This is a genomic window from Flavobacterium sp. NRK F10 (assembly GCF_024054235.1).
Taxonomy (GTDB): domain Bacteria; phylum Bacteroidota; class Bacteroidia; order Flavobacteriales; family Flavobacteriaceae; genus Flavobacterium; species Flavobacterium sediminis.
In genome coordinates, this window is the sequence record NZ_JAMXLC010000001.1 from 1,604,813 (window position 1) to 1,631,648 (window position 26,836).

Sequence of the window (26,836 nt, forward strand, 5' to 3'; positions counted from 1 at the left end):
AAACAAAAAGTACTTTTAGCGTTATTTTTATAAAAATCATAGTTATACATTTGCTATACTTTAAGGTATAGAGTAAAATTATGAACAACAGTAATACAAATAAGCCCTTGAGCTTTTATGTTGTAGGACTAAGCTATAAAAAAGCAGATGCTGAAATGAGAGGGAAATTTAGCTTAGACGAAAAAGCTAAAAATGATTTATTACAGCAGGCAAAAACTGAACATATAGATAGTTTAGTAACTATATCTACTTGTAACCGTACAGAGATTTATGGTTTCGCTCAACATCCGTTTCAATTAATAAAACTACTTTGTGATAATAGCCAGGGATCTGTTGAAGACTTTCAGCGAGTGGCTTATGTGTATAAAAATAGAGAGGCTATTGATCATATTTTTAGAGTAGGAACGGGTTTAGATAGTCAGATTTTAGGTGATTTTGAGATCATTTCACAGATCAAACAAGGGTTTGTAGACAGTAAAAAGGAAAGTTTGGCAAATGCTTATCTGGAACGATTGACCAATGCAGTTATTCAGGCGAGTAAAAGAGTGAAAAACGAAACTGAGATCAGCTCCGGAGCCACATCCGTTTCATTTGCAGCCGTACAATACATCATGAACAATATTCCGGATATCGGAAACAAGAAAATTTTACTTTTCGGAACCGGTAAGATCGGACGAAATACATGTGAGAATCTGGTAAAGCACACCAAAAATGATCATATTGTTTTAATCAACCGAACCAAAGAAAAAGCAGAAAAGATTGCCGGGAAGTTCAATTTGATTGTAAAAGATTATGCTGACTTACAGGTTGAAATTCAGAATGCGGATGTATTGGTCGTAGCAACAGGGGCACAAAACCCTACGGTTGATGCTGCTATTCTGAATTTAAAGAAACCTTTACTGATTTTAGATCTGTCTATTCCTAAAAATGTAAATGAAGATGTTCGAAACATTGATGGAGTGACTTTGATACACATGGATCACCTTTCTCAAATTACAGATGAAACCTTAGAAAAGCGAAAACAGCATATTCCGGCAGCAGAAAAGATCATTACAGAAGTTGCCGATGAATTTGCAGGATGGACCAAAGCCAGAAAATTTGCCCCAACCATTCATTCATTGAAAGAAAAATTAGCCGATATCAAAAAGGCTGAACTGAATTACCAAAGAAAAAAGTTCGAAAACTTCAACGAAGAACAAGCAGAAATTATCAGTAATCGTATTATTCAAAAGATAACCACACATTTTGCCAATCATCTTAAGGATGAAGACACAATGGTTGATGAGAGCATTCAGTGGATAGAGAAAGTCTTTCGGTTAAATAACAATTAAAACCCTTCCCTTGAAAACAATTCGAATAGGAACACGTGATAGTGAATTAGCCCTTTGGCAAGCCCATACAGTAGAAAAACAATTAAACGATCTGGGGTATAAAACAGAGATTGTAGCTGTAAAGTCACAAGGAGATATTATTTTAGACAAACCACTTTATGAATTAGGAATTACCGGAATTTTCACAAAAACACTGGATATTGCTATGCTAACCGGTCAGGTTGATATTGCCGTTCACTCTATGAAAGACGTGCCGACAAGCTTGCCGAAAGGAATTGTACAGACAGCAGTTTTAAAAAGAGCGAATGTTTCTGATATATTGGTTCATAAAGGCAATCTGGATTTATCAAGTGATAATGTCACAATAGCAACCGGGAGTTTAAGGAGAAAAGCACAATGGTTGCATCGATATCCTGAACATACAGTAGTTGATTTGAGAGGGAATGTCAATACACGCATGCAAAAATTACAGGACAACGAATGGAATGGGGCTATTTTTGCAGCAGCCGGATTAGAACGTATTAACTTAAAACCGGAAAATGTCATTGATTTGGACTGGATGATTCCGGCACCGGCACAAGGAGCTATGTTAGTCGTTGCATTAGAAAATGATCCCTTTGTAATAGAAGCTACAGCTAAACTTAATGATAAGGAAACTGAAATTTGTACGTATATCGAGCGGCAATTTCTCAAAACTTTAGAAGGAGGCTGTACCGCACCGATAGGAGCTCTGGCTAAAGTGGAAAATGAGCATATTTCTTTTGAAGGTGTTCTGTTCTCATTGGATGGTAAAGAAAAATATTTTATCGAAAAAAGTTGTAATTTTGACAATTATAATACTTTTGGCGAAAATTGTGCAAAAGAAATTTTAACCAAAGGAGGCGGTCAGTTAATGCAACAATTAAGAGAAGTATTAAAGACCAAACAAAAATAGAACACTAAAAAATGGAAAGAGAATCTTTACTCAATTATATATATCGATTTTTTGATCTTATTGTTCTCCTTTTCATAGTGTTTGATTTTGGTTATGACTTTGAAGAAAACTTCAACACTCCCCATGTCATAGGATTAATTATTCTGACTTTCGGTTTACTGGGATTTAATGTCTTTAAGTTTTACAAATATAATTACAAAAGCAATATCAAATTAGCTTTAGTGAATATTGTACTTTTAACTTCTTTGTTAATTATTTCCGGAGTCTTAGCCGTTGTCAATAACGATTTTAGTACCCATTACGTTTTACAAAAAATAAAACCGGTCCTGGAAGGAGGTCTGATCTTTTATTTCCTCCTAAGATTAATGGTTTTTGTGCGCCATATTTACGATATTTATTTTAACCCGGCGATTGTATTTGTAGGAAGTTTTGTGATTCTGGCATTAAGCGGAGCTTTTTTAATGATGTTGCCCAGTGCTACAACAAACGGAATTACTTTTACCAATGCATTATTCACAGCAACCAGTGCCGTTTGTGTAACGGGTCTGGCTGTAGTAGATACCGCTAATGATTTTACTATTGTAGGACAGTCTATCATTTTAGTTCTTATTCAGTTAGGAGGAATCGGAATCTTAACATTCACTTCATTCTTTGCTTTCTTCTTCAGAGGTAGTTCTTCTTTTAGAGAAGGTTTGAACACACGTGACTTTATTGCTCATGAGGGTTTAAAAGATGTATTCAGAGCGGCATTAAATGTGGTGATCTTTACTTTATCAGTTGAAATAATCGGAGCTATATTTATTTATACATCCATACTAAAAACAGCAACAATAGAGAATAAATTATATTTTTCTATATTCCATTCCGTCTCAGCATTCTGTAATGCCGGATTTTCCATTTTATCATCCGGACTTTATGACGAACACATCCGTTTCAATTATTATTTCCAATGGATCATAATGATATTGATTGTTTTCGGAGGATTAGGACACAATATCATATTCAACTTTTACCAATATATTAAAACTTACGTCACAGAATTTTTTGATAAAAAAATTGTTCATAAAGACGTTAAGATCATTACACTGAATTCTAAAATTGTAATTTATACGACAACAGTATTGTTGGTTTCCGGTTGGATATTTTTATTCTTTTCTGAATACAACAATACAATGGAAGCTCACCGAACCTTTTTCGGAAAAATAACAACAGCGGCTTTTAACTCAGTAACACCCAGAACGGCAGGTTTCAATGTGATCGATTTTAGCCAGATGACGGTTCCTTCTTTGTTGTTTGTGATCTTCCTGATGTGGATCGGAGCCTCACCGGCATCGACCGGGGGGGGTATAAAAACCAGTACGTTTGCCTTGGCTACCTTAAATATTTTGGCCATAGCCAGAGGAAAAGAACGCATTCAGATCTTCGGTAGAAGGATTTCAAGTGAATCCACTTCCAGAGCATTTGCTATTTTATGTATTTCCTTAATTGTAATAGGAATAGCGATTATGGCACTACTGATTTTAGAGCCACAAGGGACACCTCTTTTAACAGTAGCATTTGAATGTTTCTCAGCTTACAGCACAGTTGGATTGAGTTTAAATTTTACACCTACATTATCAGAACCCAGTAAATATGTCATTATTGCGGTCATGTTTATAGGTAGAATAGGTATGCTGAACTTAATGATAGGAATCTTACGTCAGATCAACCATCAGTTTTATCAGTATCCGAAAGAAAATATTTTGATTAACTAATAGGAAATAGATATGAAAATCATTGTTTTTGGTTTAGGAAATTTCGGTATGTCTTTGTCTTTAAGTTTGACGGAAACCGGAAATGAAGTGATAGGGATTGACAAAAACATGGAAAAAGTGAATCTTGTTAAAGATAAAATTTCTCATGCTATTTGTATGGACTCTACTAATGAATTGGCTTACGAAGCAGTTCCTTTGAAAGATTCGGACAAAGTTGTCGTTGCGATAGGAGAAAATGAAGGAGCAGCAATCATTACAACGGCAATCATTAAAAAGCTAAGCGATGTAAAGATCATAAGCCGCGCATTATCGCCTATTCACGATACGGTTTTGGAAGCAATGGGAATTCAGAATATCATTCATCCGGAACAGGATAGTGCCGACCGCTTGACAAAGCAGATCAATTTTAAGTCAACATTAGAAAACTATCAGCTCGATGATAATTTTACGATTTCAGAAGTATTGGCAAAACCGGAATTTTTCAACAGAACGGTAGAAGAACTGGATACAGTGGACAAATACCATTTGACATTGATCACCATTATACGTAAAAGAGAAAAACGAAATTTAATCGGGAAAAAGAATATCATTAAAGAGTCTATCGGCAGACCTAATTCTGACACTAAAATAGAGCCCGGAGATATTCTGGTAGTTTACGGAAACAATAAAGACATCGAACATTATTGTTTAGGACAGGAAGAGCACGAGATCAGAAAATAAAATGAAAACCGTTTTATCCACAAAAAAACTTTCTGAAAAGAATAAAATTGTACTTGAGAATTCAGGTTTTCTGATTATTGAAAGGAATTTTATCAAAGTAAAACCCATTCGTTTTCAACTGGAAACATGTAACAATATTATGTTATTTACCAGTAAGAATGCCGTAAAAAGCGTATTGCAAAATAAAAAAGAACGTACAGCTATACTAGAGAAAGAATGTTTGTGTGTAGGTAAGAAGACAAAGAAATTTTTAAAGAAAAAAGGGTTTAAAGTTTCAGATCAAGCCGGAAATGCTAAAGAGCTCGGAAAGTTAATTCTTAAAAAATACAGCGATCAAAGTTTTACGTTTTTTTGTGGTTCCTTACGACGAAAAGAATTACCGGAAATACTAACGGAGAACGGAATAAGCTTTAATGAAATTAAGGTTTATGAAACAGCACTAAAACCCTATAAAATAAACATAAAAACAGATGCTATTCTGTTCTTCAGTCCGTCAGCAGTTGAAAGCTTCTTAAAAGAAAATATACTGGATGACCAGATGTGCTTCTGTATCGGGAGAACAACAGCAAAAGCGTTGGAAAACCGAACGCAAAATATTGAAATAGCTAATCAACCTACAGTCGAAAACGTAATGGAGGCTGTAATTAAATATTATAATTAAAACCGTGCTGTATGCTATACACTACAGCTTTATATCCTAAAAGATGATAAAAAACGATTTATTCTTAAAAGCCTTAAATAACGAATCCGTAGAACGCCCGCCGGTTTGGATGATGCGTCAGGCAGGAAGATATTTACCCGAATTCAGAGCATTACGTGAAAAGTATGATTTCTTTACGCGTTGTAAAACCCCTGAGTTAGCGTCAGAAATTACGGTGCAACCAATTCGTATTGTAAAGCCCGATGCAGCTATTTTATTCTCTGATATTTTAGTGGTTCCGCAAGCTATGGGAATTGATGTAGAATTAGAAGACGGGATAGGACCGATCATTCCGAATCCGATTCGTTCGATGAAAGATGTAGAACAGGTTCGTATTCCGGATATCAATGAAAGTTTGGGCTATGTAATGGATGCTATTGACATGACAAAAGAAATGTTGAACAACGAAGTTCCATTGATCGGTTTTGCAGGTTCTCCATGGACTATCTTTTGCTATGCAGTTGAGGGAAAAGGCTCAAAAAGTTATGATAAAGCAAAAGGATTTTGCTTTTCAGAGCCGGTTGCAGCACATCTATTATTGCAAAAAATTACCGATACCACTATTGCTTACTTAAAAGAAAAAGTGAAACACGGGGTTAATGCCGTTCAGATCTTTGATTCTTGGGGTGGAATGTTGTCGCCAACTGATTATCAGGAATTTTCGTGGTATTACATTAACCAAATTGTTGAAGCTTTAGCTTCGGAAACCAAAGTGATCGTTTTCGGAAAAGGTTGTTGGTTTGCCTTAAATGAAATGGCAAGATCAAAAGCATCTGCTTTAGGAGTAGACTGGACGTGTTCGCCTAAAAACGCCCGTTATTTAACAGGTGGAAACATTACATTACAAGGTAATTTTGATCCAAGTCGTTTGTTGTCGCCAATTCCGACGATCAAGAAAATGGTTCACGAAATGATTGACGAATTCGGAAAAGACAATTACATCGTAAACTTAGGTCATGGTATTTTACCAAACATTCCTGTGGATCACGCGAAAGCATTTATTGAAGCGGTGAAGGAGTATAATAAATAGTTAACAGTTTTAAGTTTACAGATATGATTGATTATAGGAAATATATTGTTTGGCAAAAATCACATCAATTGGTTTTAGATGTTTACACTATAACTTCAAATTTTCCTAAAACTGAACAGTTTAATCTGATTTCACAAATCAATCGTGCTGTTGTTTCCATACCTACTAATATTGCAGAGGGTTGCGGGAGAGAAACACAAAAAGAGCTTATTCGATTTTTGTATATTTCATCTGGTTCAGCTCATGAATTAGAGTATTTACTATTTCTCTCTGCTGAATTGAACTATTTAGAACTTGAAATTTCAAAGAAAATACTTTCAAATATAGATGAAATTAAAAGAATGTTAGCTTCATTAATTAGTAAAATTTCATCAACACTATGACTGTTAACAGTAAACTTAAAACTGTAAACTAAAAAATGAAAGACCAATTTTACGCCTACATACAACAATTACAAGATCAGATCTGTAAAGGTTTAGAAGATAGTGATGGCAAAGCCAAATTTCAGGAAGACCTTTGGGAACGACCGGAAGGCGGCGGCGGAAGAACGCGTGTTATTGAAAACGGAAACGTTTTTGAAAAAGGCGGTGTGAACATCTCAGCCGTTCACGGAAAATTACCCGATACCATGCAAAAAATGTTCGGTGTGGGTGAAGCTGATTTTTTTGCTTGCGGATTGAGTTTGGTTATCCATCCTAAAAGCCCGATGGTGCCAACCGTTCATGCGAATTGGCGTTACTTTGAGATGTACAATGAAGAAGGAGAGATCATCAACCAATGGTTCGGTGGCGGACAAGATTTAACGCCTTATTATTTGTTTGAAGAAGATGCGAAGCATTTTCATCAAACGTGTAAAACAGCCTGTGACAAACACAATCCTGAATTTTACCCTTTGTATAAAAAGAAGTGTGATGAATATTTCTGGAATGCGCATAGAAATGAAGCACGCGGCATAGGTGGATTATTCTTTGACTATTTAAAAGACACGAGCAATAGCGAATTGGCGAAGCAAACCGATACAAAAATGTCTATGGAAGACTGGTACAATTTCGTAACCGAAGTCGGAAATAGCTTCTTGGACGCATACCTGCCAATAGTAGAACGAAGAAAAGAGTTGCCGTATACAGAAGCCAACAAAACCTGGCAGGAAATTCGTCGCGGACGCTATGTAGAATTCAACTTGGTATACGACAAAGGAACTCTATTCGGTTTAAAAACTAACGGAAGGATTGAAAGTATATTGATGAGTTTACCGCCACATGTTCAGTGGGTGTACAACCATCATCCGGAGGTCGGAAGCGAAGAAGAAAAGTTAATAAAAGTATTAGCCAGTCCGATAGATTGGGTATAAAAAAAGAGCAGTTTTTAAACTGCTCTTTTTGTTTTTAAAAGTTCTTTTTCTTATTTCAGATAGTCTATTAAATCTAAAGTCTGAATAATGATATTTTGATCTTGAGAAGTAAAGTTAAGTTCAGCTTCCAATTTCATTTTGTTGTGCTTTATTTTTTTAGAAGCACTAACCTGAAAGTTTTTAACCTGATCACTTATTTTTAAAATAGTAGCAGTGTCTTTTCCGAAATCTTCATTCATTAAATAACGTTTTACAAAACGATTGATGTCAAAATTTCCGAAACAGTAATTAGAAGATACATTCTTTTTAACCTTTTTAGCAAAAGCAGATGGAGCATTATCTCCTAGATACTCAAGTCCATTTGTAAAAACAAGCACTGCACCGTCTCTGAGTATGGCTACTTCTCCTAACTCTTCGTCTGTAAAAGTATAGTGTCCGTTTTCAGGAGTTAAAGCGTGTTTGCGAACCCCCAAATTGATAAGTTTTTCGCTCATAGTAGGATGAGAAGATGTTATGATCATAGAAAAAACAGGTTTGTTTTTAGTGATTGTTTTTTCTACTTCTGTTTCCTGGTAATCCTCATCATATTCAATACTGGTGTAGCTGTATTCATATTGTTCCATATCGTGGAAAAACAAAGTAAAGTCACCGTCAAATAAAGTTGCCGTTGCTTCCTCATCGATTAATGTAGTGATCAGGTCCATCATGATATCAACGTCTTGTTTTTCGACTGGTAAACTTGATAACATTTGTTCTGCTATTTTTGGGTAATTTTTCAAAGCCTCAGCAGTATTGATATGGTAGCTTAAATATGCTAAAGGTTCGTTTTTCGGAAAATGATTAAAAGCTTTTTTATTTGGTTTTCTGCGCACTATTTTTGACATGATTTTAGCTAAAGCTTCTGTGTATTCAACAGTTTGTTCCATTCTAGCTTTCCCGTTTTCAAAGTATAAATCGGCTCCCATTCCTTTAATAGCATAGTCTGAAGGCACATTAGCTTTAGGAGTGAATGTAGAGAAAAGGGAGTAAAGACTGCTCACTTGACTGTAAACCGATTGGTAATCGATCCATGAAGAGATATCTGCTTTAGCATTGACTTTAGCAGAAGTAGGAGCAACAAAGCTTTTCTCAAACATTTGAGCAACCAAGGCTTCTTGTTTGGCTATTTTTTCTTCCTGAGTTTGCTCTCTTTCTTTTCTGTAATCTTGATAAAAATCATCATCATATTCATCATCTTCAACAACAACTTCTTCCGATTCCCAGTCTTCATCATAAGGCTCAACTTCAGCTAAATTTCCAATCTCTTCTTCTGTTGGTGGTGGTGGCGGTAATATTTCTCCTTCTCTGATTGTGGGTGTATCCTCATCATATTCTTCTATCTCAACTTCAACAACCTCTTCCTCCTCTTCATAGTAATCGTCATTATAATCATCATACTGATATGAATAAGGATTAGTGTTATAATTCGGAATATTCAATAACTCGAAAACAACCAGATTTTTTGAATCCCAAGCCATAGTGAAACCGGATCTAGATGTAACCATAGCATAAGTTGCATGTTTCTGGATAGAATCTCCTTTTTTTTGTGTTCTGTTTTGCAAAAACTGTTCAAACTTTTCAACCTGAGCTAAAGGGATCGTAACCTGATAATAAGGAATACTGTCCGTAAAATTACCATGAATACTGATCGCTCTTTCTTTATCTATAAAAGAAATAAAATCGTTTAATTTAATATTAGCGTTTTCTTTGTTGAATTCTTTAAAAGCTTTGTGAGTGAACAATTGATCAAGATCAACTTTTTTGTTCAATTGAGGCGTGTTGAATTGTACAAAATAATCGTAGTTTTCTTTTTTTACCTGACTAAAAGCGACGACAGGAAGGGCAACTAAAAAATAAAATAACTTTTTCATATAAAAAATTAAGGTGTAAAACGAATAGTATTGTTCATTAGATCATTGTTCTTTAACACATCCCAGATGTTGTGTTTTAAAAAAACAGTTCTCTTGGTTTTGGATAATTTAGAGTCAGGATTTTGAACAGAAGCAACATTTTCATCGAATGTATAAACAGCTACAATATTAGCTTTTAACAGGTCTTCTTTCTTATCTTCTTTTTCTATCAGGTTTTCGGGAATAGGATAAGAAGCAATACGTTCAAAAATTCCTTGCTTATTTTTAAAATGAATGAATCCTTTATGATTTTGATTGATGGAATTTAAAACAGCATTTAACGATTCAACAGAGGCGTATGAAAAACGGATCTTGAAAATGTAATTGCTGAAGTCATAAGACGTTGTCACTTTTGAGATTCCTTTTATTTTGGAAGCTTTTGCTCTGAATTGGGTCAGTTTTTCTTTGATCTCTTCTTCGCTGGGAATACTTACACCATCCACTTCTTTTAAAAAAATAGCCGATTTGGTTCTCAACCATGAATCAGAAAAATCAACAACTAAGCTATATTCACCGCTTTGGTCACTATTGTGTTTGATCTTTTCCGTGATTTGGAAACAACCCGTTAACAGCAAACACAAGCAAAGAGTGATCATTTTTTTCATGCTGCAAAAATAAGAGTATTTTTCAGAGATTTCTAACACTTTTAAGGAAAGATAAAGCTTCTAATTCCAGATCACGGCTTTTTTGGTGGTCTCCTTAAAGGTATTACTAATATGAAACATCCGGGCTTTGAGTAATAATCGTCTGCCTTTTAAGTGACGGGTAAAATAAAATCGGGATTCACCTACTCTTTCTTGCCAGTGTTTTTCAAAAAGCTGACAGTTTTTCTTTTTGTCGCCAAAAATGTCCGGTACGGAATAATAATTCTCGATCTCAAAATTTTTTCGAAACCAATTGGTCTTTATAATTAAATAACGCGGGTTTTGTATCGGTTCTAAAATTTGCTCTAATGCTTTTATGAATAAACCGCTTTCAAAATCAGAAACCCCTTTAATAGAAACAATAACGTCTCCTTTAGGATTAACGGACGAATTCAGAACAATAGTTTTTTCGGGAGTATTGATAAAGCCAGTTTCACACATGGAGGCTAAAAGAGCCTGACTGATCTTCAGGATGTCTTTGTGTAAAAAACCAAATTGGATATAAGCTTTAACGGCTTTATACGATTTAATGCCAAAGGTTAGTCCAAGAGCTGTTAAAAGAGAGTAAACAAAGGTAAGAATACCTTTGGTGAGTAAAATGTTCAGGTTCTTTAATAAGAATTGAGGCAAAAATAAAGAAAGAGAAACTGTTAGCTCTACGACCGAATACTTGACAACATCTTTAAATTTTTGCTCTTTTTCCTTTTGAAAGGGTTTATCTCCCGGATAATATTGTTTTATTTCTCTCGATAAAGAAGAACCTAGCCGAATAGCGTTGTTCCATCTCTCTTTCATTTGATCTCTCTGACCGGATTGTAATAAGGTATTGCGATTAAATTCCTCTAGGTTGAAAGCATTGTATTCAAAAGGGAGGTTTAAACGATCTATTCCGCTTTCAATGTAAACTTTCTCATCGTTTGAAATGCCTACATAAGAATCAAAACGACGTTTTAAGGTTTCAATATCTTTTCCGCCTTTACTATCAGTAGGGTCTAAACATACTAAATGCCAAATATTCCCGGTTTTATCAGGATTGTCTTTTGATGTTCGTATAGCCCTGCCTCTCATTTGATTGGAAGAAACAAAAGAACCCACAAAGGAAGCTAAGATCAGAGTATTTATAGAAGGGGCATCCCAACCTTCTCCTAAAAGTGATTTTGTGCCGATCAGTATGGTAATCTTACCTTCTTCGAAGAGTTGCGTAATTGTTCGGACAATCTTATCAGAGGTATTTCCGGCATTGAGAACAATGTACTCTTCATCCGTTTTTAAAGTAGAAAAACTAATGTTTTCGCTAAGTGAATTTTGTAACGATTTATGAATGATAACAATGCTTCCGGAAAGTACCGCAATTTTGTTTTTGGGCAATTCACCTTTTAAACGATAAAAAATAGGAATAACGCCTAAGCGGTTAATGCTATGGATTTCAGCTTCAGGAACATCAAGGAATTCTTTTTTGATATAATCCGTTAATACAACAGCTCGTAAATCAGATTTTAAAGTGGTATTTTCGCTTTTCAGGATACTAATTATACTTTCTAATTTACTGATGCTGTTAGCTAACGAACGATAAAGAGTCTTGGTTCCGACAAAATCAACAGTGTTATTTTCAAAAGCATGGATTTTTCGTATTTCCTGTTCCGTTTTCTCCAATAAAGATTCATAGGCTTCCAGATTTTTTCTGTCATTGATTAATAGGTTCTGCAATAAAATCTGAGCCCATGGCAAATCAAAAGCGGGAATCTCTATTTTTTCTGTCTTCTTAAACCCTAATAGGAGAAAATAGTTTTTAGAAAGCTTTGTTCCGCAATGGTTCAGGAAAATTAAAAGAGAGGAAAGGTATTCCGGATTGGCATAAATAGCAGTAAGGTTTTTATCCGTTTCCTTTAAGAAACGATGCTCGTTTACAAAATTAATGAAAGCCTCATTTGTGCTCATAGCGTCAAAAAAAGAGGCGATTTTCATTCTGTAATCAAGAATAAAATCGATTTCCTTTTGCTCGGGTTCAGAAAAGTAAACATAATCCTGATGCGGGCATAAGTCGCCTTCCTTAACCAAGTCGGGAACTACAATTTCATCATCAATTTCACCGCATAGTTTAAAATATTTATGAACTTCCAGTGCTTCGCTATCATAAGGAGGAGTTGCTGTTAAAGCTACAATGGTTTGCTGATGTTTTTCCTTCAGTTCGTATAAACATTTCCACCATTCACTTTTGAGATGGTGACACTCATCCAAGATCAAAACTTCAATATTGTTTTCCTGAAAGAAGTTAAAATACTCTTCTTTAGAAGCACACTTCTTATAAAAAGAATGAAGCGATTGATAGGTTGAAAAAGTAACATTTGAAGGGTTAGCAATATCAAAGGAAAATGCTTCAAAATAACACCCGTTCATAAAAAAAGTCTGTAGCCGATCCTGCCATTGATTCCGTATGGTTAAAGTAGGACAAAGTACTAAGGCTCTTTTATTGACCCTTCGCATTAGTTCAATTCCTAAAATTGTTTTTCCGGAACCCGGAGGCGCAATTACATGTAAGTGATTATCTTGTATATGAGATTGAAAATCGGCTAAAAACTGCTCTTGGTAGCTTCTCCAATTATAACAAAACTTTAGTTCTTTGAAAGGCATTTTACCTTATATATTTTTTAACTTTGTTCTCCAAATATAAGAATTATGTTCCCAATACACAGAGGCAGAAGATTAAGAGTAAACGAAAGCATTCGCAGTTTAGTTCGCGAAACTACTTTAAGTCCGGATGATTTTATGTTTCCCATGTTTATTGCCGAAGGCGAAAATGTAAAAGTAGAAATTCCGTCAATGCCCGGAATTTACAGAAGATCTATTGATCTGACAGTTGAAGAAGTTAAAGAATTATTTGCTCTGGGAATCAGAGCCGTTAATATTTATGTAAAGGTCAGTGAAGACTTAAAAGACAATACCGGAAAAGAAGCATGGAATCCAAATGGGTTAATGCAAAATACAATCAGAGCAATTAAAGCAGCTTGTCCGGAAATGATCGTAATGCCAGATGTGGCTTTAGATCCGTATTCCATTTATGGTCACGACGGGATCATTAAAGATGGCGATATTGCGAATGATGAAACAGTTGAAGCTTTAGTTAAAATGGCTGTTTCACACGCACAGGCCGGAGCCGATTTTGTAGCACCTAGTGATATGATGGACGGTCGTGTATTGCGGTTACGTGAAGGATTAGATGCAGCCGGTTTTCAGAATGTCGGAATTATGAGTTATTCGGCAAAATATGCTTCAGCCTTTTACGGTCCGTTTCGTGATGCATTAGATAGTGCTCCGAAAGAAGCAACAGTAAAAGTTCCGAAAGACAAGAAAACCTATCAAATGGATTATGCTAACCGTATTGAAGCTATTAAAGAAGCCCTTTGGGATGTAGAAGAAGGCGCTGATATGGTTATGGTAAAACCGGGGATGGCATATTTAGATATAGTTAGAGAAGTAAAAAATGCAGTGAATGTTCCGGTAACAGTATATCATGTTTCCGGAGAATATGCTATGATTAAAGCAGCAGCAGAAAAGGGCTGGCTGGATCATGATACAATCATGATGGAACAGCTAATGTGTATTAAAAGAGCCGGAGCCAGTTTAATTTCAACCTATTTTGCCAAAGAAGCGGCTATTTTGCTGAATTCAAAATAAATTGCTCAAACCAAAACTTTAACAAAATATACATTTTTTCTGTATCCAATTTAACAAATATAGCACCTATATTTGTTACGGTTAATAGCAGTAATTTTATTTCTTATCAAGAACATCTAGTCCCGAAATCCTTTCGGGACTTTTTGTTTTTTTATAGAATTTTAATTCTATATTTGTATCATTATAAGCCAATTAATTCATATACGCCATGCAACAGAACGATTTGTTCTTTACACTTGCTTTATTGCAAGTGGAAGGAATAGGAGATGTGATCTCAAAAAGATTATTACAAAACTTCGACACTGCTGAAGAAGTTTTTAAAGCCAAAAAGACAACATTGGCAAAAATAGACGGGGTAGGGAAACTACTTATCGAAAATTTAAAGAACCCCTCAGTTTTTCAAAAAGCAGAAAAGGAATTATTTTTTCTGGAGCAGGAAAAAATAAAAGTTCTGTTTTACAAAGATGATATCTATCCGGAACGATTGAAACATTGCTTTGATGCTCCGGTTATCTTGTTCCAATCCGGAAATGTAGAAATGAAACAGCAAAAACTGATAAGTATTGTCGGTACGCGAAAAATGACAACTTATGGTTCTGATTTTACCAGAAGATTTATTGAAGATTTAGCACCGTTAAATCCCACAATCATTAGTGGATTTGCCTATGGAGTAGACATCCTTTCACATCAGATGGCGATGGATCATGGTTTACAAACTATAGGTGTTCTGGCACACGGTTTAAATCAGATATATCCTAAAAATCACAAAAGATATATGGTAAAAATGGAACAGAAAGGAGGTTTTCTAACGGAGTTTTGGACACATACAAAACCGGACAGAGAGAATTTTGTTAAAAGAAATCGTATTGTAGCCGGAATAAGCGAGGCCATTATTGTAATTGAAAGCGCAGAAAAAGGAGGTTCACTCATTACGGCTCAGATAGCCAATGATTATAACAGAGAAGTATTTGCTGTTCCGGGAAGAGCGGGAGATAAGTATAGTCAAGGGTGTAATCATCTTATTAAAACACAAAGAGCACAATTGTTAACATCGGCAGCAGATTTGGTCTACATGCTTAATTGGGAAGTTAAAAAGAAAGAACCTAAACCTGTTCAAAAACAATTATTTGTTTCTCTGACGCCTGAGGAACAAAAAGTATATGATTTCTTGTTTCGTAACGGGAGGGAGCACTTGGATAGTCTTTCTCAAATATGTGGCATACCTGTTTTTAAATTGTCAGGAATCTTATTGAATATGGAATTGAAAGGAGTCGTAAAGCCTTTGCCCGGAAAATCTTTTGAAGCCATTTAAAAAATCGTTACCTTTAAATGTTTTTTCAAAAAGAAAGCTATGTATTCTTTACCTAAATTAGAACGTTTTAATCAAAACGTCGCCTCAAAATACAATATTTACAACAGCATATTCATTACACTCCCATTCGATGAGATCAATAATACCGGAGTTTTATTGCCGCTATTTTCTGAAGTCTGCGAGCAGGGGTTTAAAAGCAATATGAGCCCTGATGAAATTTTTAATGCGTTTGTAAGCAAGTATTTGGATAACCCTACTGAGGGCCAAAAAATAAGCCTGATGTTGCGATTTATTCAATATGTTGAACGACAGGTAGTGTTGTTTGATGCAATTGAAGATGCTGCTTTTTCAGTAGTGAACAACCTTGAAGGAAGAGGATCACTTCGTGATATGAAAGAAAATGCTGACCAGCGTTCTAAACTTCAGGAGCTAAATGATTTTCTGGAAGATTTCAAAGTGAGAGTTGTACTGACAGCCCACCCTACACAGTTTTATCCGGGTTCGGTTTTGGGTATCATAACAGATTTGACAGAAGCTGTTAAAGTCAATGACCTCAATAAAATAAAAGAATTGTTGGCTCAGTTAGGTAAAACTCCTTTTATCAAAAAAGAAAAACCGACACCTTTTGATGAAGCGGTAAGTTTGATCTGGTATTTAGAAAATGTATTTTACCATACAATCGGTGAAATGATGCAATATATTCAAAAGAATATTACAAAAGGGAAAGGTCTGTCCAATGACCTCTTAAACTTAGGGTTTTGGCCCGGAGGAGATCGGGACGGGAATCCGTTTGTTACTACTGAGATCACATTAAAAGTAGCAGACCGATTGCGAACCTCTATTTTGAAGTGCTATTATTTAGATGTTAGAAAACTGAAAAGAAAATTAACTTTTTCCGGTGTTGATGTTTTAGTAGCTGAACTGGAAAATAAATTATACCGTTCGGTATTCTACTCGAGTGGAAACATTTATATTACAAAAGATGAATTTTTAGAGTCATTACAGCAAATCAGAAAATTGGTGGTAGAAAAACATCAATCGCTTTATGTGGATGAAATCGATTTGTTAATCAATAGGTATAATGTATTCGGATTCCACTTCGCAACCTTAGATATTCGTCAGAACAGTAAAATTCATAAGCAGGTTTTTCAGGATATTATTTCCCATGTTCCTGCAATCTTTCCTGAAGATTATGACGAACTGGATGAAGTTGAAAAAATTGAAATTCTGTCCAATGTAAAAGCAAACCTTCAGGAATATGATTTTGATAATGAAATGACCAAAGCAACAATCAGCTCGATAAAAGCTGTTAAAGTTATTCAGGACAAAAACGGAGAATTAGGATGTAATCGTTACATTATCAGCAATAATGAAAGCGCTTTGAATGTAATGGAAACTCTGGCGATGTTTCATTTGACAGGGTGGGAAAATCCTACAGTTGATATAGTGCCTTTATTTGAATCGGTAGAAGATCTGATGAATGCAGATAAAGTAATGGAACGTTTGTATACGAATTCTGTGTATTCGAAACATTTAGCAAAAAGAGGAGGCCAACAGAGTATTATGCTTGGCTTTTCTGACGGTACAAAAGATGGCGGGTATTTAATGGCTAACTGGAGTATCTATAAAGCTAAAATGGCATTGACGGCTATTTCCAGAAAATATAATATAAAAGTCGTTTTCTTTGACGGGCGAGGAGGACCACCTGCACGCGGAGGAGGAAAAACACATCAATTCTATGCTTCTTTAGGTCCGAAAATTGAGAACAAGCAAATCCAGCTTACAGTTCAGGGGCAAACCATAAGCGCTAATTTCGGGACTCTGGATTCCAGTCGTTATAACATGGAAAATCTTTTGAGTGCCGGAGCCAATAATCAAGTATTCCATAGTGATGAAAATGAATTGACAGCCAAGGAAGAAAATGTACTTCAGGAACTTTCTGAAGTGAGCTATCAAAAATATATTGATTTTAAAAAGCACCCTAAATTTGTTCCTTATCTGGAGCAAATGAGTACATTGAATTATTATGCTAAAACGAATATCGGAAGCCGTCCGTCAAAAAGGAAACAATCTGCTCAGTTGAATTTAGATGATCTGAGAGCAATTCCTTTTGTAGGTTCCTGGAGCCAATTGAAACAAAATGTTCCCGGTTTCTTCGGAGTGGGAACTGCTTTAGCTCATTTTGAGAATAGCAATCGATGGGAAGAAGTAGAGCAATTGTATCATTCTTCCTTGTTTTTCAGAACTTTGATCGAGAATAGTATGATGGCTTTAAGTAAATCTTTCTTTCCGCTAACGGCTTATATGAAAAAAGATCCTGAGTTTGGAGCATTTTGGCAATTGATATATGATGAGTTCTTAGAAACCCAGCGCTTATTGTTAAAATTGTCAGGCTTTAAGGAATTAATGGAGAATTATCCGGACAGTAAAGCTTCTGTTGCTATGCGGGAAAAAATTGTATTGCCATTACTAACGATTCAACAGTTTGCCTTATTAAAAATCAAGGAATTAAAAGAGTCTCCGGAAGAAAATGCTGATAAGATAGCGATATATGAAAAAATTGTAACACGGTCACTCTTCGGAAATATCAATGCGAGTAGAAACTCAGCATAGTTGATTGATAAGATACAGTAAAACAGAGGCAGTTATTTTAATTAACCGCCTCTGTTTGTTTTTATTTGGTCTCTACAAAGAATAAGATTCTGTTCTTTCAGTAGTTTCGGTATAATTTTCAGTGAATACAGAAGAAACGAAGTTCCATTCAGCATCAACGGTACTTGGTGTAAATTTTACAGTTACATAACCCCTGTCGGAAGCATTCAGATAATCCATATCATCAATTAAGAGTTGTAGGGCATCTTCAAAACCGGAAATGCCGGAAGGATCTATTCCCAGATAAACTTCCAGTCCGGGAGAACTGACGGATGAGGTTGCAAACTCTTTACCTTTCTCATTATTGGAATTATCAGTCAATTTATTGTACCAGGCATTGTGTGTGTCTCCGGCAAGGGAGATAACTTTTTTTCCGGCAAAACCGGCATATAACATTTCCCGTTCCATTGGATAGCCATCCCATGCATCTAAATTATAAGGCAGAACAGTGTTTATTCTGGCTAGTTCTGCCGGAGTAAGTGTAGGATCTCCATTTGCAAAACGCAATTTGATTGTAACTAATTCTGTGATTTGCTGTTGAAAATATTGTAATGTGGCTGGCGAAGCAGATCCTTCAGACTGAATGGCAGCTAAAGTTCCTAATAATTCAGTCGGTATCATCATTTTACCCATTAAAACTTGTTGTCCCAGAACCTGCCAATGTGCAGGGCTTCCGGTTACTTCGGAGATCAACCAGTTTCTTTGTGTGGAACCTAAAATAGAGCGGTTAGGGTTCAGCCAATCTGTCTGGAATGAAACCACATCAAAGTTTCCGGATGTGTCGTAATAATTTGCATAATCCAATTGTTGATCTCGTCCTATGATACGGGTGTCTAACATGATTAAGTTAACAAGGTTTCCGATTTTAAAACTTCTGTATATTAAATTGATATCGTTGGTTTTCATCGGTAAAAATTCGCTGTAAGCTTTGATAGCAGCCTCTTTTCGGGCTTCAAAACTACCTTCGCTTGCCTGATGGTTTTCAGCTCCGTCTTTATAAGTATCATTCGCTATTTCATGATCGTCCCATACACAAATAAATGGTTTTTTCTGATGAGCTAGTTGTAAGTTCTTATCAGAACGGTATTGTTTATAACGTGTTCTATAGTCGTTTAAAGTTATAATTTCATTTGCCGGATGATGGGATCTTCCCAATGTGTTGGTGTAATCGTTCGTCCCATATTGATCTTGACCATATTCGTAGATGTAATCACCTAAATGAACAATAATATCTGCATCAGAGTTAGCCATAGCATTGTAGACATTAAATAAGCCGGCCGGATAATTAGAGCAAGAGCAAACAGCCAGTTTTATTTCATTAACATCTAAAGGTAAAGTGATTGTTTCTCCTACAACAGAGGCATTTCTTTCTGTCATATTAAAAAAGCGGTAGTATAATTTTTTATTTGGCTCCAGATTTTGCAACTCAATAGCAACAGTATAATCTCTTGAAGCATCAGTTGTAACTTCACCGGATCTGAAAACTGTTTCAAAATCAGGATCATAAGCTACTTGCCAAATGATGGAAACAGAAGACTCTGTTGTATTGTAGCGGGTCCATATAATGACTTGGTCATGAGTGGGATCAAAACTAGCTACGCCATGAGGAAATTTATCTGAGGTATAATCTCTGGGAATAGCATAGACAGTGTCGTCGTCACTACAACTGATAAAATTAGGAGCTAATAATAAACCACCTGTTGTAAGAACAGAATTGATTAAAAAACGTCTTCTGGAAAGAGAGTCTTGATTCATTTTTTTGTTTTTTTTAATGAATCAAAATTCCAATTCTATTTTTTAAAAGCCTTAAAGGCAGTATTAAAACTTTATTAAGGAAAAAGAAAGAACGTTATAAATTGTTCCTCTTGTTAACATTTTGTAAAACTTTACGTAAAAAATGTTTTAAAGCAGTCCGTCCCATTCCGAGTAAAATTGAGCTAAAAAAAGCTCCATAAACTGATGTCTTTCTTTTGCCATCTTTTTACCCGTTTCCGTATTCATTTTATCTTGAAGAATCAAAAGTTTTTCGTAAAAGTGATTTAGAGTAGGAGCATTACTTTTCTTATACTCTTCTTTAGTCATATTCATTTTAGGTGCAATTGCAGGATCGTACATCGGACGGTTTTTAAAGCCACCATAATTAAAAGTTCGGGCTATGCCTATGGCTCCTATAGCGTCTAAACGATCTGCATCCTGAACTATTTGAAGTTCAAGAGAAGAAAAATCGGGATTGAAATTTCCTCCCTTGAACGAAATATTCTCTATTATGGAGACAACGTGACGAACAATCTCTTCGTCAACCTCTTGTTGTAAAAGAAATTCACGAGCGATCTTAGGTCCGACGGTTTCATCTCCGTTGTGAAACTTTGAATCAGCTATGTCATGGAGTAAAGCTGCTAATTGGACAATTTCTATATTACAATCAGTTTCATGCTCTGCAATTTGAACAGAATTTTGAAATACCCGTTGAATGTGAAACCAATCGTGGCCACCTTCGGCATTTGCCAATTGTTTTTTTACAAAACCTATAGTGTTGTCGATGATAGCTTTACCCATAGTAAACTTAAACAGTTGCCGGTTGAACCCATTTAAAGATATGGCTTGTTTCCGGAATTACCAAACGTTCTGATATTTTTGCCATTCTTTGCGGTAATTTCATTAGAAAATCCCTTGCTTTCTCGGCTTCATCAGTTAAATTGGTCATTTTGTCAATTTCCCATTTGTCAATCAACTTTTGAAGGATTTCAACATAATCCTGAGCGGTATATACACCGATGCGTTGGGCTGAATCTGAAAATTGTTCAAAAGCGGTACTGATTTTTTGACCTGATTCTCTCAGGAAATGAGCTGGCATGGTAATTTTATGTTTCATCATGTGTTGGAAAGCCAACATCATCTGACTCGGATCAACTTCAAAAATATTTTTTACGAAAGTGCTGTAAGCCATGTGGTGACGCATTTCATCTCCGGCAATGAGTTTACACATTTTGGACAACTTAATGTCTCCGTATTTTTTAGCTAATAAGGCTACTCTGTTATGTGAAATATATGTTGCTAACTCTTGAAAACTTGTGTATACAAAGTTTTTATAAGGGTCAGTTCCTGTACCGATATCAAAACCGTCATTGATTAAATGGTGAGTAGTTTGTTCTACTTCTTTCATATTTACTCGTCCTGACAAATACAAATATTTGTTCAGAACATCACCATGTCGGTTTTCTTCTCCGGTCCATTGACGAATCCATTTACTCCAACCATTTCTTCCTTCCTGATCGACGCCTTCAACATTCATTAACCAAGATTCATAGGTAGGTAAAGCTTCTTCAGTGATAGTATCTCCTACTAATACTACCCAAAAATCATAAGGAAGATCTTTTGCTATTTCCCGTAATTCTTTAACGTTTTCTAAAAAGTTTTCGTTTTCAGAGTCCGGAAGTAAGTCAGATGGTTGCCAGATCTTTTCAACCGGAATTAAAAATTCTTCCACGAAGCTGTCAATTTTTTTCTCTAAAAATTGCATCACTTCTAATCGGATGTTGTGTATAGACATTATTTTTTTATTTAAGATTATTTATAATAACATTTTCGGTCTTTTCGAATATCTCTTCAAAAGAATAATCCGAAATTTTTAAAGGTTCATGGATATTAAAATATAAACGATTTCCAAGCCCTAACGGGAATTGTCCGAATCGAGTCATTTTCCAAGAATTACTGATGCTGATAGGAACAAAATAAGCATCCGGTGCAAACTTGTAGAGCATTTTTAACCCGTTAACAGAAAAAGCTTTAGGCTTTCCGGTTTTACTTCGGGTTCCTTCCGGAAATATAACGACAGAATAGTTGTTTTTATTGATATATTCTCCCACTTTTTTTATGGCCGGTAAAGCTTGTTTCGGATCTTTACGGTCAATAAGTGCCGAACCGCCATGTTTTAAATTATATGAAATACTAGGAATTCCTTTTCCTAATTCTTTTTTACTGATGAATTTCGGATGCCAATGACGCATGAACCAGATGATCGGTGGTATGTCATATAAGCTTTGATGATTTGCAATGATGATCAAAGGTGCATTTTTCGGAAGCTGATCTCTTCCTGTAATTGAATAGGTCGTTCCTAAGATATGAGTAGTCCGAACTAGAAATAAATTTAAGATGGCCACGCTCCGGCGATGAGCATTATAGCCGAAAACGTTAAGACATATACGTTGGATCGGTTCAAATAGTACGAGCCATAAAAAAAACAGCACGTAAAAAATAATAGACAACGGTATAGAGATAATCTTTTGCATCAGATTTAGTTTGTATTACAAAAGTAACTTTAAAAACAAAAAACCATCGTTTTTTTGATGGTTTTTTGCTAGAATGCTATACACTGTAAGTTTTAATTTAACAAAACTCGTCGAAAGCGTCTTTTAGATTTTCTGCAATTAATTCTGCCGGACGCCCTTCAATATGGTGTCTCTCTAACATGTGTACCAATTCTCCGTCTTTAAATAAAGCAATACTTGGTGATGAAGGAGGAAAAGGGAACATGTGTTCTCTGGCTTTTGTCACAGCATCTTTATCAACCCCTGCAAAAGCGGTTACTAAATGAGCTGGTTTTTTAGCGTTGTCTAAACTCATTTTTGCACCCGGTCTTGCGTTTCGGGCAGCACAGCCACAAACGGAGTTTATCACTACTAAAGTAGTTCCTTCTTTAGCTAAAGCATTTTCTACATCTTGTTCTGTATATAATTCCACAAAACCGGCATCTGTTAACTCCGCTTTCATAGGTCTTACCATTTCTTCTGGATACATAGTCTTTTTTTTAAATTATACGCAAATTTACGAATAAAAGTTTATTGAGAATCAATAAAAATATTAAAGTCTTCTTAAAGACGAAATGAAAAGCCTGTAGCCCAATAATATTTCGGAGCAGCTGAATTTAAGCCTAAACCGGTCGAACAATCAACCATAAAATCGGATGAAATCAAATAGGTAAATCCGCCATCAAAAAGATGTTGGGCTGGTTCTTTTTTCGTAAGATCACCAAAAATTTCTGCATAAACCCCTAATCTGCCAGTAATTGAATAGCCATAAGAAACAGTATAAATATAAACCGGAAATAAATCATTAGTATCCCATTCTGTTCCTAAATTATAGCTGAATGTTTGATTGTGGTGTAGATTGTGTAAAAATGTAAGTCGGAATTCAGGTGCCCATTTTTCATTGCGAAATGCTTTTGAAGCACTTTTAACTAAGTGAGCATGGGCAATGAGAGAAATCTTTGGGAAGATTCCGTTTTCTTCAGTAAGTTTTATTTTAGTTCCGAATGCTATCGGACGGAAGCCGCTTACTTCCTGAGTTTCATCTTTTTCTTTTGTAAATTCGGTTATCATTCTGAATTCGATTTTTTCTGAAAAACCATATTTCCATAAGTTTTCGATAAAATTGATGTTATAACTTTTGCTAGTATGCTTCGTGTAACTAAAACCATTTTCCATTTGAAATCTCCCTTTAGGAACCAAAAAGGCTGTTTCTGTCTGGTCGGGTCTGTCCGTATTAATAGCTGTTACTGCGGATTCCTGTGCCTGTAAAAAACTACCGAAAAGAATTAAATAGATGTGTTTTTTAATCATGTTTTAAATTTATTTTAGACAAACCTAAAAATTAAATTTGGTTATACAAAATATGTTTTTAAATTTGCTAAACAATTTGATTATCATGACTATTTCAGAAGAAAACTATTTAAAAGTAATTTATCACTTGTCTTTAGTTTCACCAAAAGGGGTTAATACGAATGCTATTGCAGGAATGATGGATGCCAAAGCTTCATCGGTAACGGATATGATTAAAAAACTGGCAGATAAAGAATTAGTGAGCTATATTAAGTATCAAGGTGTTTCTTTAACTGAAAAAGGCTCTTACTCAGCTAAGATGATTGTGAGAAAGCACCGTTTATGGGAAGTCTTTTTAGTAGAAAAATTGCGATTTTCTTGGGATGAAGTACACGAGATCGCGGAAGAACTCGAACACATAAAGTCTGAAAAACTAATCAATCGTTTGGATGAATTTTTAGGTTTTCCGGATTTTGATCCGCACGGAGACCCGATTCCGAATACAAACGGTGAAATTAAGAAAATAAACAAACTATTATTATTGGAAGGGATGTTGCAAACACCTTACGTTTGTATAGGAGTGAAAGATACATCATCAGATTTTTTACGATATTTAGACAAACAAAAAATAGCATTAGGTTCTGTAATTACTATTTTAGAGAAAGATGATTTTGATGATTTGCTGAAAATTGAAGTGAATGGGGTCAGATCTGTGATTTCAACGAAGATTGCCGGAAATTTATATATTAAAAAACAGTAGTTTATGAAGAAGAATAACTCATTGGAAGAAGTTCACAATTCGATAGATACAGGAGCAAAAACATCTGTTTTTAAAAGGATATTAGCTTTTTTTGGCCCGGCTTATATGGTAAGTGTCGGGTACATGGATCCCGGGAATTGGGCCACAGACCTTGCGGGAGGAAGCCGATTTGGCTATACTTTGTTATGGGTTCTTTTGATGTCTAATTTAATGGCCTTGCTTTTACAAAGTTTGAGTGCCAGATTAGGAATTGTACGGCAAAGAGATTTAGCTCAGGCCTCCAGAGATACTTATTCGAGACCTGTTAATTTTATATTGTATTTTTTAGCAGAGATTGCAATTGCCGCTTGTGATCTGGCGGAAGTTCTGGGAATGGCAATAGGACTTGAACTTTTATTTGATATTCCATTATTATGGGGCGTTAGCATTACGCTTTTAGATACGTTTCTTTTATTGTTTCTGATGAACAAAGGCATCAAAAAGATGGAAGCCTTTATTATTTCGTTAATTGCAATTATTGGCCTCTCCTTTATTATAGAAATATTCCTTGCTGAACCGGAAATGAGTGAAATGGCAAAAGGATTGATTCCTTCTATTCCCGGAGGTGAAGCGCTTTACATTGCTATCGGAATTATAGGAGCAACTGTAATGCCGCATAACTTGTACCTGCATTCTTCATTAGTACAAACCCGAAAGTTTGACCGGACCAAAAAAGGAATTAAGCAGGCGATCAAATACAATTTCTGGGATTCAGTAATTGCTCTGAATTTAGCTTTTTTCGTTAATGCGGCAATTTTGATTCTTGCTGCAGCCACTTTTTACAGAAACGGAATGTTTGAAATAGCTGAAATTCAGGACGCTCATAAATTGTTACAACCGCTTTTAGGAACAAAATGGGCTGCTATTTTATTTGCACTGGCTTTGATCGCCGCAGGACAAAGCTCAACAATCACAGGGACATTAGCCGGACAAATTGTAATGGAAGGCTATCTGAATTTGAGAATTCAACCGTGGGTTAGAAGAATTTTAACCCGTTTGGTGGCTATAGTACCGGCTTTTTTGGCTATTTATTATTTTGGAGAGAGGTCAACAGGAGAATTATTGATCTTAAGTCAGGTTATCCTGAGCTTACAATTAGGATTCGCGATTATTCCATTGATTCATTTTGTGAGTAATAAACAGAAAATGCAAGGCTTTGAAATTTCTTTGCCAACTAAAATAGTTTCCTGGTTAGTAACTTTGGTGATCGTTTCATTAAACATTAAATTGGTGTATGATGAGATCCACTCATGGCTTATGTCTTCTGAAAATCCGGTTTATATCTGGGTATTTGTAATACCTTTAGCTGTTTTTTTCTTATTCTTACTGGTCTATATTACAATTAAACCGGTCTTAGAAAAAGCACGAGGGCAAGCCAAATTAGTACCGCATATCGATAAAATAATCGTGTCAGAGAATAATCGTTCTATTACGTATGCTAATATTGCAATTGCATTAGATTTCTCTGAAATTGATAAGAAAAGTTTAGAGAGTGCTTTTCAGCTTGGAGGAAAAGAAGCGAAATATGTTTTGATTCATATTGTAGAAACTGTTGGAGCGTTTGTTTATGGAGACAAAGCGCATGATTTTGAAACTATGAGCGATGCCAGGTACTTAGATGAATATAAAAAGAAAATGGAAGCTTTCGGTTATAAAGTAGAGGTTAGATTGGGCTTCGGAAATCCTAAAACAGGTATACCGGAAGTAGTAAACGGAGCCGATTTTGATATTTTAATTATGGGAGCTCATGGCCATAATTGGGTCAAAGATTTGCTTTTCGGAACAACCGTGGGAGCTGTACGTCATAAAATAAATATTCCGGTTTTAATTACAGTTTAAAAATGAAAAAGCTCATGATAATAGCAACGCTTATTTTAGTAAGTTGCAATAGCGTTAAAGATTTTACAAAGGATGGGATACTGGAAATTTCCAGCCAGAATAAAGTACAAGTTAGTGAGACAACATTTCTGAAAATAGAAAAGATAGTTTTGGATAGTCGTTGTCCGAAAGGAGTTGCTTGTGTTAGAGCCGGAGAAGTAAAACTGATTTTAGGTGTTTATGATGAAACAGACCATTCGGAAGTCTTACTAACATTGGATCCTCTTAATTTTGAAACGAATAAAAAATTTTTAGAAAGCCGTATCAAGTTAAATGATCAGACAATTTCAGCTATACATGTTTATCCTGAAAAAGTAGCAGGACAGACAATAGTTCTGAAAGATTATTGGTTGAAGATCATTTTGGAAAAGAAGAATTAATGACAATTACAATCTTCTCCGCAGGAATTGGATTTCTTTGTTTTTTTTCGCCAAAAGAATTTACGAATCAGAAAGATCAGGGCAAAAGCGACTGTTATATAAACTAAAATTTGTTGCATTTTCTGAAAGA

General features: G+C 35.4%; 24 protein-coding genes. 14 read left to right on the forward strand and 10 right to left on the reverse strand.

Translation table 11 applies throughout. The annotated features are described in order from the left end of the window. Nucleotides 1-80: 80 nt before the first annotated feature. The 8 genes from hemA to hemF are packed head-to-tail and all read left to right on the forward strand — an operon-like array spanning nucleotide 81 to nucleotide 7,820. Complete coding sequence (gene hemA, locus NHF50_RS07330) at nucleotides 81-1,331, forward strand: glutamyl-tRNA reductase (protein WP_252775530.1); 1,251 nt, start codon at nucleotides 81-83, stop codon at nucleotides 1,329-1,331. A gap of 10 nt (nucleotides 1,332-1,341) precedes the next feature. Then, complete coding sequence (gene hemC, locus NHF50_RS07335) at nucleotides 1,342-2,265, forward strand: hydroxymethylbilane synthase (protein WP_252775531.1); 924 nt, start codon at nucleotides 1,342-1,344, stop codon at nucleotides 2,263-2,265. An 11-nt stretch (nucleotides 2,266-2,276) separates the two neighbouring features. Continuing rightward, on the forward strand, nucleotides 2,277-4,019 hold the full coding sequence (locus NHF50_RS07340) for a TrkH family potassium uptake protein (RefSeq protein ID WP_109569091.1): 1,743 nt from the start codon (nucleotides 2,277-2,279) through the stop codon (nucleotides 4,017-4,019). A 12-nt stretch (nucleotides 4,020-4,031) separates the two neighbouring features. Further along, on the forward strand, nucleotides 4,032-4,739 hold the full coding sequence (locus NHF50_RS07345; protein WP_109569092.1) for a TrkA family potassium uptake protein: 708 nt from the start codon (nucleotides 4,032-4,034) through the stop codon (nucleotides 4,737-4,739). A gap of 1 nt (nucleotide 4,740) precedes the next feature. Continuing rightward, nucleotides 4,741-5,400, forward strand: coding sequence for a uroporphyrinogen-III synthase (locus tag NHF50_RS07350; protein ID WP_252775532.1), 660 nt, complete (start codon nucleotides 4,741-4,743; stop codon nucleotides 5,398-5,400). A 43-nt stretch (nucleotides 5,401-5,443) separates the two neighbouring features. Beyond that, complete coding sequence (gene hemE / locus NHF50_RS07355) at nucleotides 5,444-6,469, forward strand: uroporphyrinogen decarboxylase (protein WP_109569094.1); 1,026 nt, start codon at nucleotides 5,444-5,446, stop codon at nucleotides 6,467-6,469. A 23-nt stretch (nucleotides 6,470-6,492) separates the two neighbouring features. Further along, entirely contained in the window at nucleotides 6,493-6,852 is a 360-nt protein-coding gene (locus tag NHF50_RS07360; RefSeq protein WP_109569095.1) for a four helix bundle protein, read from the forward strand. A gap of 35 nt (nucleotides 6,853-6,887) precedes the next feature. Next, a complete protein-coding gene (hemF, locus tag NHF50_RS07365) occupies nucleotides 6,888-7,820 on the forward strand; it encodes an oxygen-dependent coproporphyrinogen oxidase (protein WP_252775533.1) in 933 nt (310 codons plus the stop codon). Nucleotides 7,821-7,870: 50 nt separating this feature from the next. Here the strand turns inward: hemF and NHF50_RS07370 are convergent, their stop codons facing one another. The 3 genes from NHF50_RS07370 to NHF50_RS07380 form a co-directional block, all read right to left on the reverse strand. After that, nucleotides 7,871-9,730, reverse strand: a complete 1,860-nt coding sequence (locus tag NHF50_RS07370) for a DUF4836 family protein (protein WP_252775534.1) — start codon at nucleotides 9,728-9,730, stop codon at nucleotides 7,871-7,873. A gap of 8 nt (nucleotides 9,731-9,738) precedes the next feature. Next, nucleotides 9,739-10,365, reverse strand: coding sequence for a hypothetical protein (locus NHF50_RS07375; RefSeq protein WP_245896555.1), 627 nt, complete (start codon nucleotides 10,363-10,365; stop codon nucleotides 9,739-9,741). A 69-nt stretch (nucleotides 10,366-10,434) separates the two neighbouring features. Then, nucleotides 10,435-13,044, reverse strand: coding sequence for a DEAD/DEAH box helicase family protein (locus NHF50_RS07380; RefSeq protein WP_252775535.1), 2,610 nt, complete (start codon nucleotides 13,042-13,044; stop codon nucleotides 10,435-10,437). Between the two features lie 45 nt (nucleotides 13,045-13,089). On the opposite strand from NHF50_RS07380, the gene hemB reads away from it, so the two are divergent. The 3 genes from hemB to NHF50_RS07395 all read left to right on the forward strand — a co-directional run bounded on the left by hemB (nucleotide 13,090) and on the right by NHF50_RS07395 (nucleotide 18,013). Further along, the gene (gene hemB / locus NHF50_RS07385) at nucleotides 13,090-14,088 is read left to right on the forward strand and encodes a porphobilinogen synthase (RefSeq protein WP_109569100.1); all 999 of its coding nucleotides are present in this window, start codon (nucleotides 13,090-13,092) and stop codon (nucleotides 14,086-14,088) included. A gap of 208 nt (nucleotides 14,089-14,296) precedes the next feature. Further along, nucleotides 14,297-15,400, forward strand: coding sequence for a DNA-processing protein DprA (dprA, locus tag NHF50_RS07390; protein ID WP_109568863.1), 1,104 nt, complete (start codon nucleotides 14,297-14,299; stop codon nucleotides 15,398-15,400). Between the two features lie 39 nt (nucleotides 15,401-15,439). After that, nucleotides 15,440-18,013: a phosphoenolpyruvate carboxylase gene (locus NHF50_RS07395; RefSeq protein ID WP_252775536.1), complete on the forward strand. Its 2,574-nt coding sequence runs from the start codon at nucleotides 15,440-15,442 to the stop codon at nucleotides 18,011-18,013. A gap of 72 nt (nucleotides 18,014-18,085) precedes the next feature. Here NHF50_RS07395 and NHF50_RS07400 read toward each other — a convergent pair whose 3' ends face one another. From NHF50_RS07400 to NHF50_RS07425, 6 genes are all read right to left on the reverse strand, one after another. Beyond that, nucleotides 18,086-19,807, reverse strand: a complete 1,722-nt coding sequence (locus NHF50_RS07400; protein ID WP_252775537.1) for an alkaline phosphatase — start codon at nucleotides 19,805-19,807, stop codon at nucleotides 18,086-18,088. Nucleotides 19,808-19,954: 147 nt separating this feature from the next. After that, the gene (locus NHF50_RS07405) at nucleotides 19,955-20,608 is read right to left on the reverse strand and encodes an HD domain-containing protein (protein ID WP_252775538.1); all 654 of its coding nucleotides are present in this window, start codon (nucleotides 20,606-20,608) and stop codon (nucleotides 19,955-19,957) included. A gap of 7 nt (nucleotides 20,609-20,615) precedes the next feature. Next, nucleotides 20,616-21,602: an acyl-ACP desaturase gene (locus NHF50_RS07410; protein WP_109568859.1), complete on the reverse strand. Its 987-nt coding sequence runs from the start codon at nucleotides 21,600-21,602 to the stop codon at nucleotides 20,616-20,618. A gap of 7 nt (nucleotides 21,603-21,609) precedes the next feature. Then, nucleotides 21,610-22,341 (reverse strand): 1-acyl-sn-glycerol-3-phosphate acyltransferase, encoded by a 732-nt coding sequence (locus tag NHF50_RS07415; protein WP_109568858.1) that lies wholly within the window; start codon nucleotides 22,339-22,341, stop codon nucleotides 21,610-21,612. A gap of 97 nt (nucleotides 22,342-22,438) precedes the next feature. Then, entirely contained in the window at nucleotides 22,439-22,849 is a 411-nt protein-coding gene (locus tag NHF50_RS07420; protein WP_109568857.1) for a BrxA/BrxB family bacilliredoxin, read from the reverse strand. Between the two features lie 74 nt (nucleotides 22,850-22,923). Then, nucleotides 22,924-23,670 (reverse strand): transporter, encoded by a 747-nt coding sequence (locus NHF50_RS07425; RefSeq protein ID WP_252775539.1) that lies wholly within the window; start codon nucleotides 23,668-23,670, stop codon nucleotides 22,924-22,926. Between the two features lie 85 nt (nucleotides 23,671-23,755). Here NHF50_RS07425 and NHF50_RS07430 point away from each other — a divergent pair, with 85 nt between their 5' ends. The 3 genes from NHF50_RS07430 to NHF50_RS07440 are packed head-to-tail and all read left to right on the forward strand — an operon-like array spanning nucleotide 23,756 to nucleotide 26,706. Next, nucleotides 23,756-24,409: a metal-dependent transcriptional regulator gene (locus NHF50_RS07430; protein WP_109568855.1), complete on the forward strand. Its 654-nt coding sequence runs from the start codon at nucleotides 23,756-23,758 to the stop codon at nucleotides 24,407-24,409. A 3-nt stretch (nucleotides 24,410-24,412) separates the two neighbouring features. Further along, entirely contained in the window at nucleotides 24,413-26,287 is a 1,875-nt protein-coding gene (locus NHF50_RS07435) for an Nramp family divalent metal transporter (protein ID WP_109568854.1), read from the forward strand. 2 nt (nucleotides 26,288-26,289) lie between these two features. Then, nucleotides 26,290-26,706, forward strand: coding sequence for a hypothetical protein (locus tag NHF50_RS07440; protein ID WP_252775540.1), 417 nt, complete (start codon nucleotides 26,290-26,292; stop codon nucleotides 26,704-26,706). Here the strand turns inward: NHF50_RS07440 and NHF50_RS07445 are convergent. After that, the gene (locus NHF50_RS07445) at nucleotides 26,703-26,825 is read right to left on the reverse strand and encodes a FeoB-associated Cys-rich membrane protein (RefSeq protein ID WP_109568852.1); all 123 of its coding nucleotides are present in this window, start codon (nucleotides 26,823-26,825) and stop codon (nucleotides 26,703-26,705) included. The two genes, NHF50_RS07440 and NHF50_RS07445, sit on opposite strands and share 4 nt — an antisense overlap. Nucleotides 26,826-26,836: the final 11 nt, after the last annotated feature.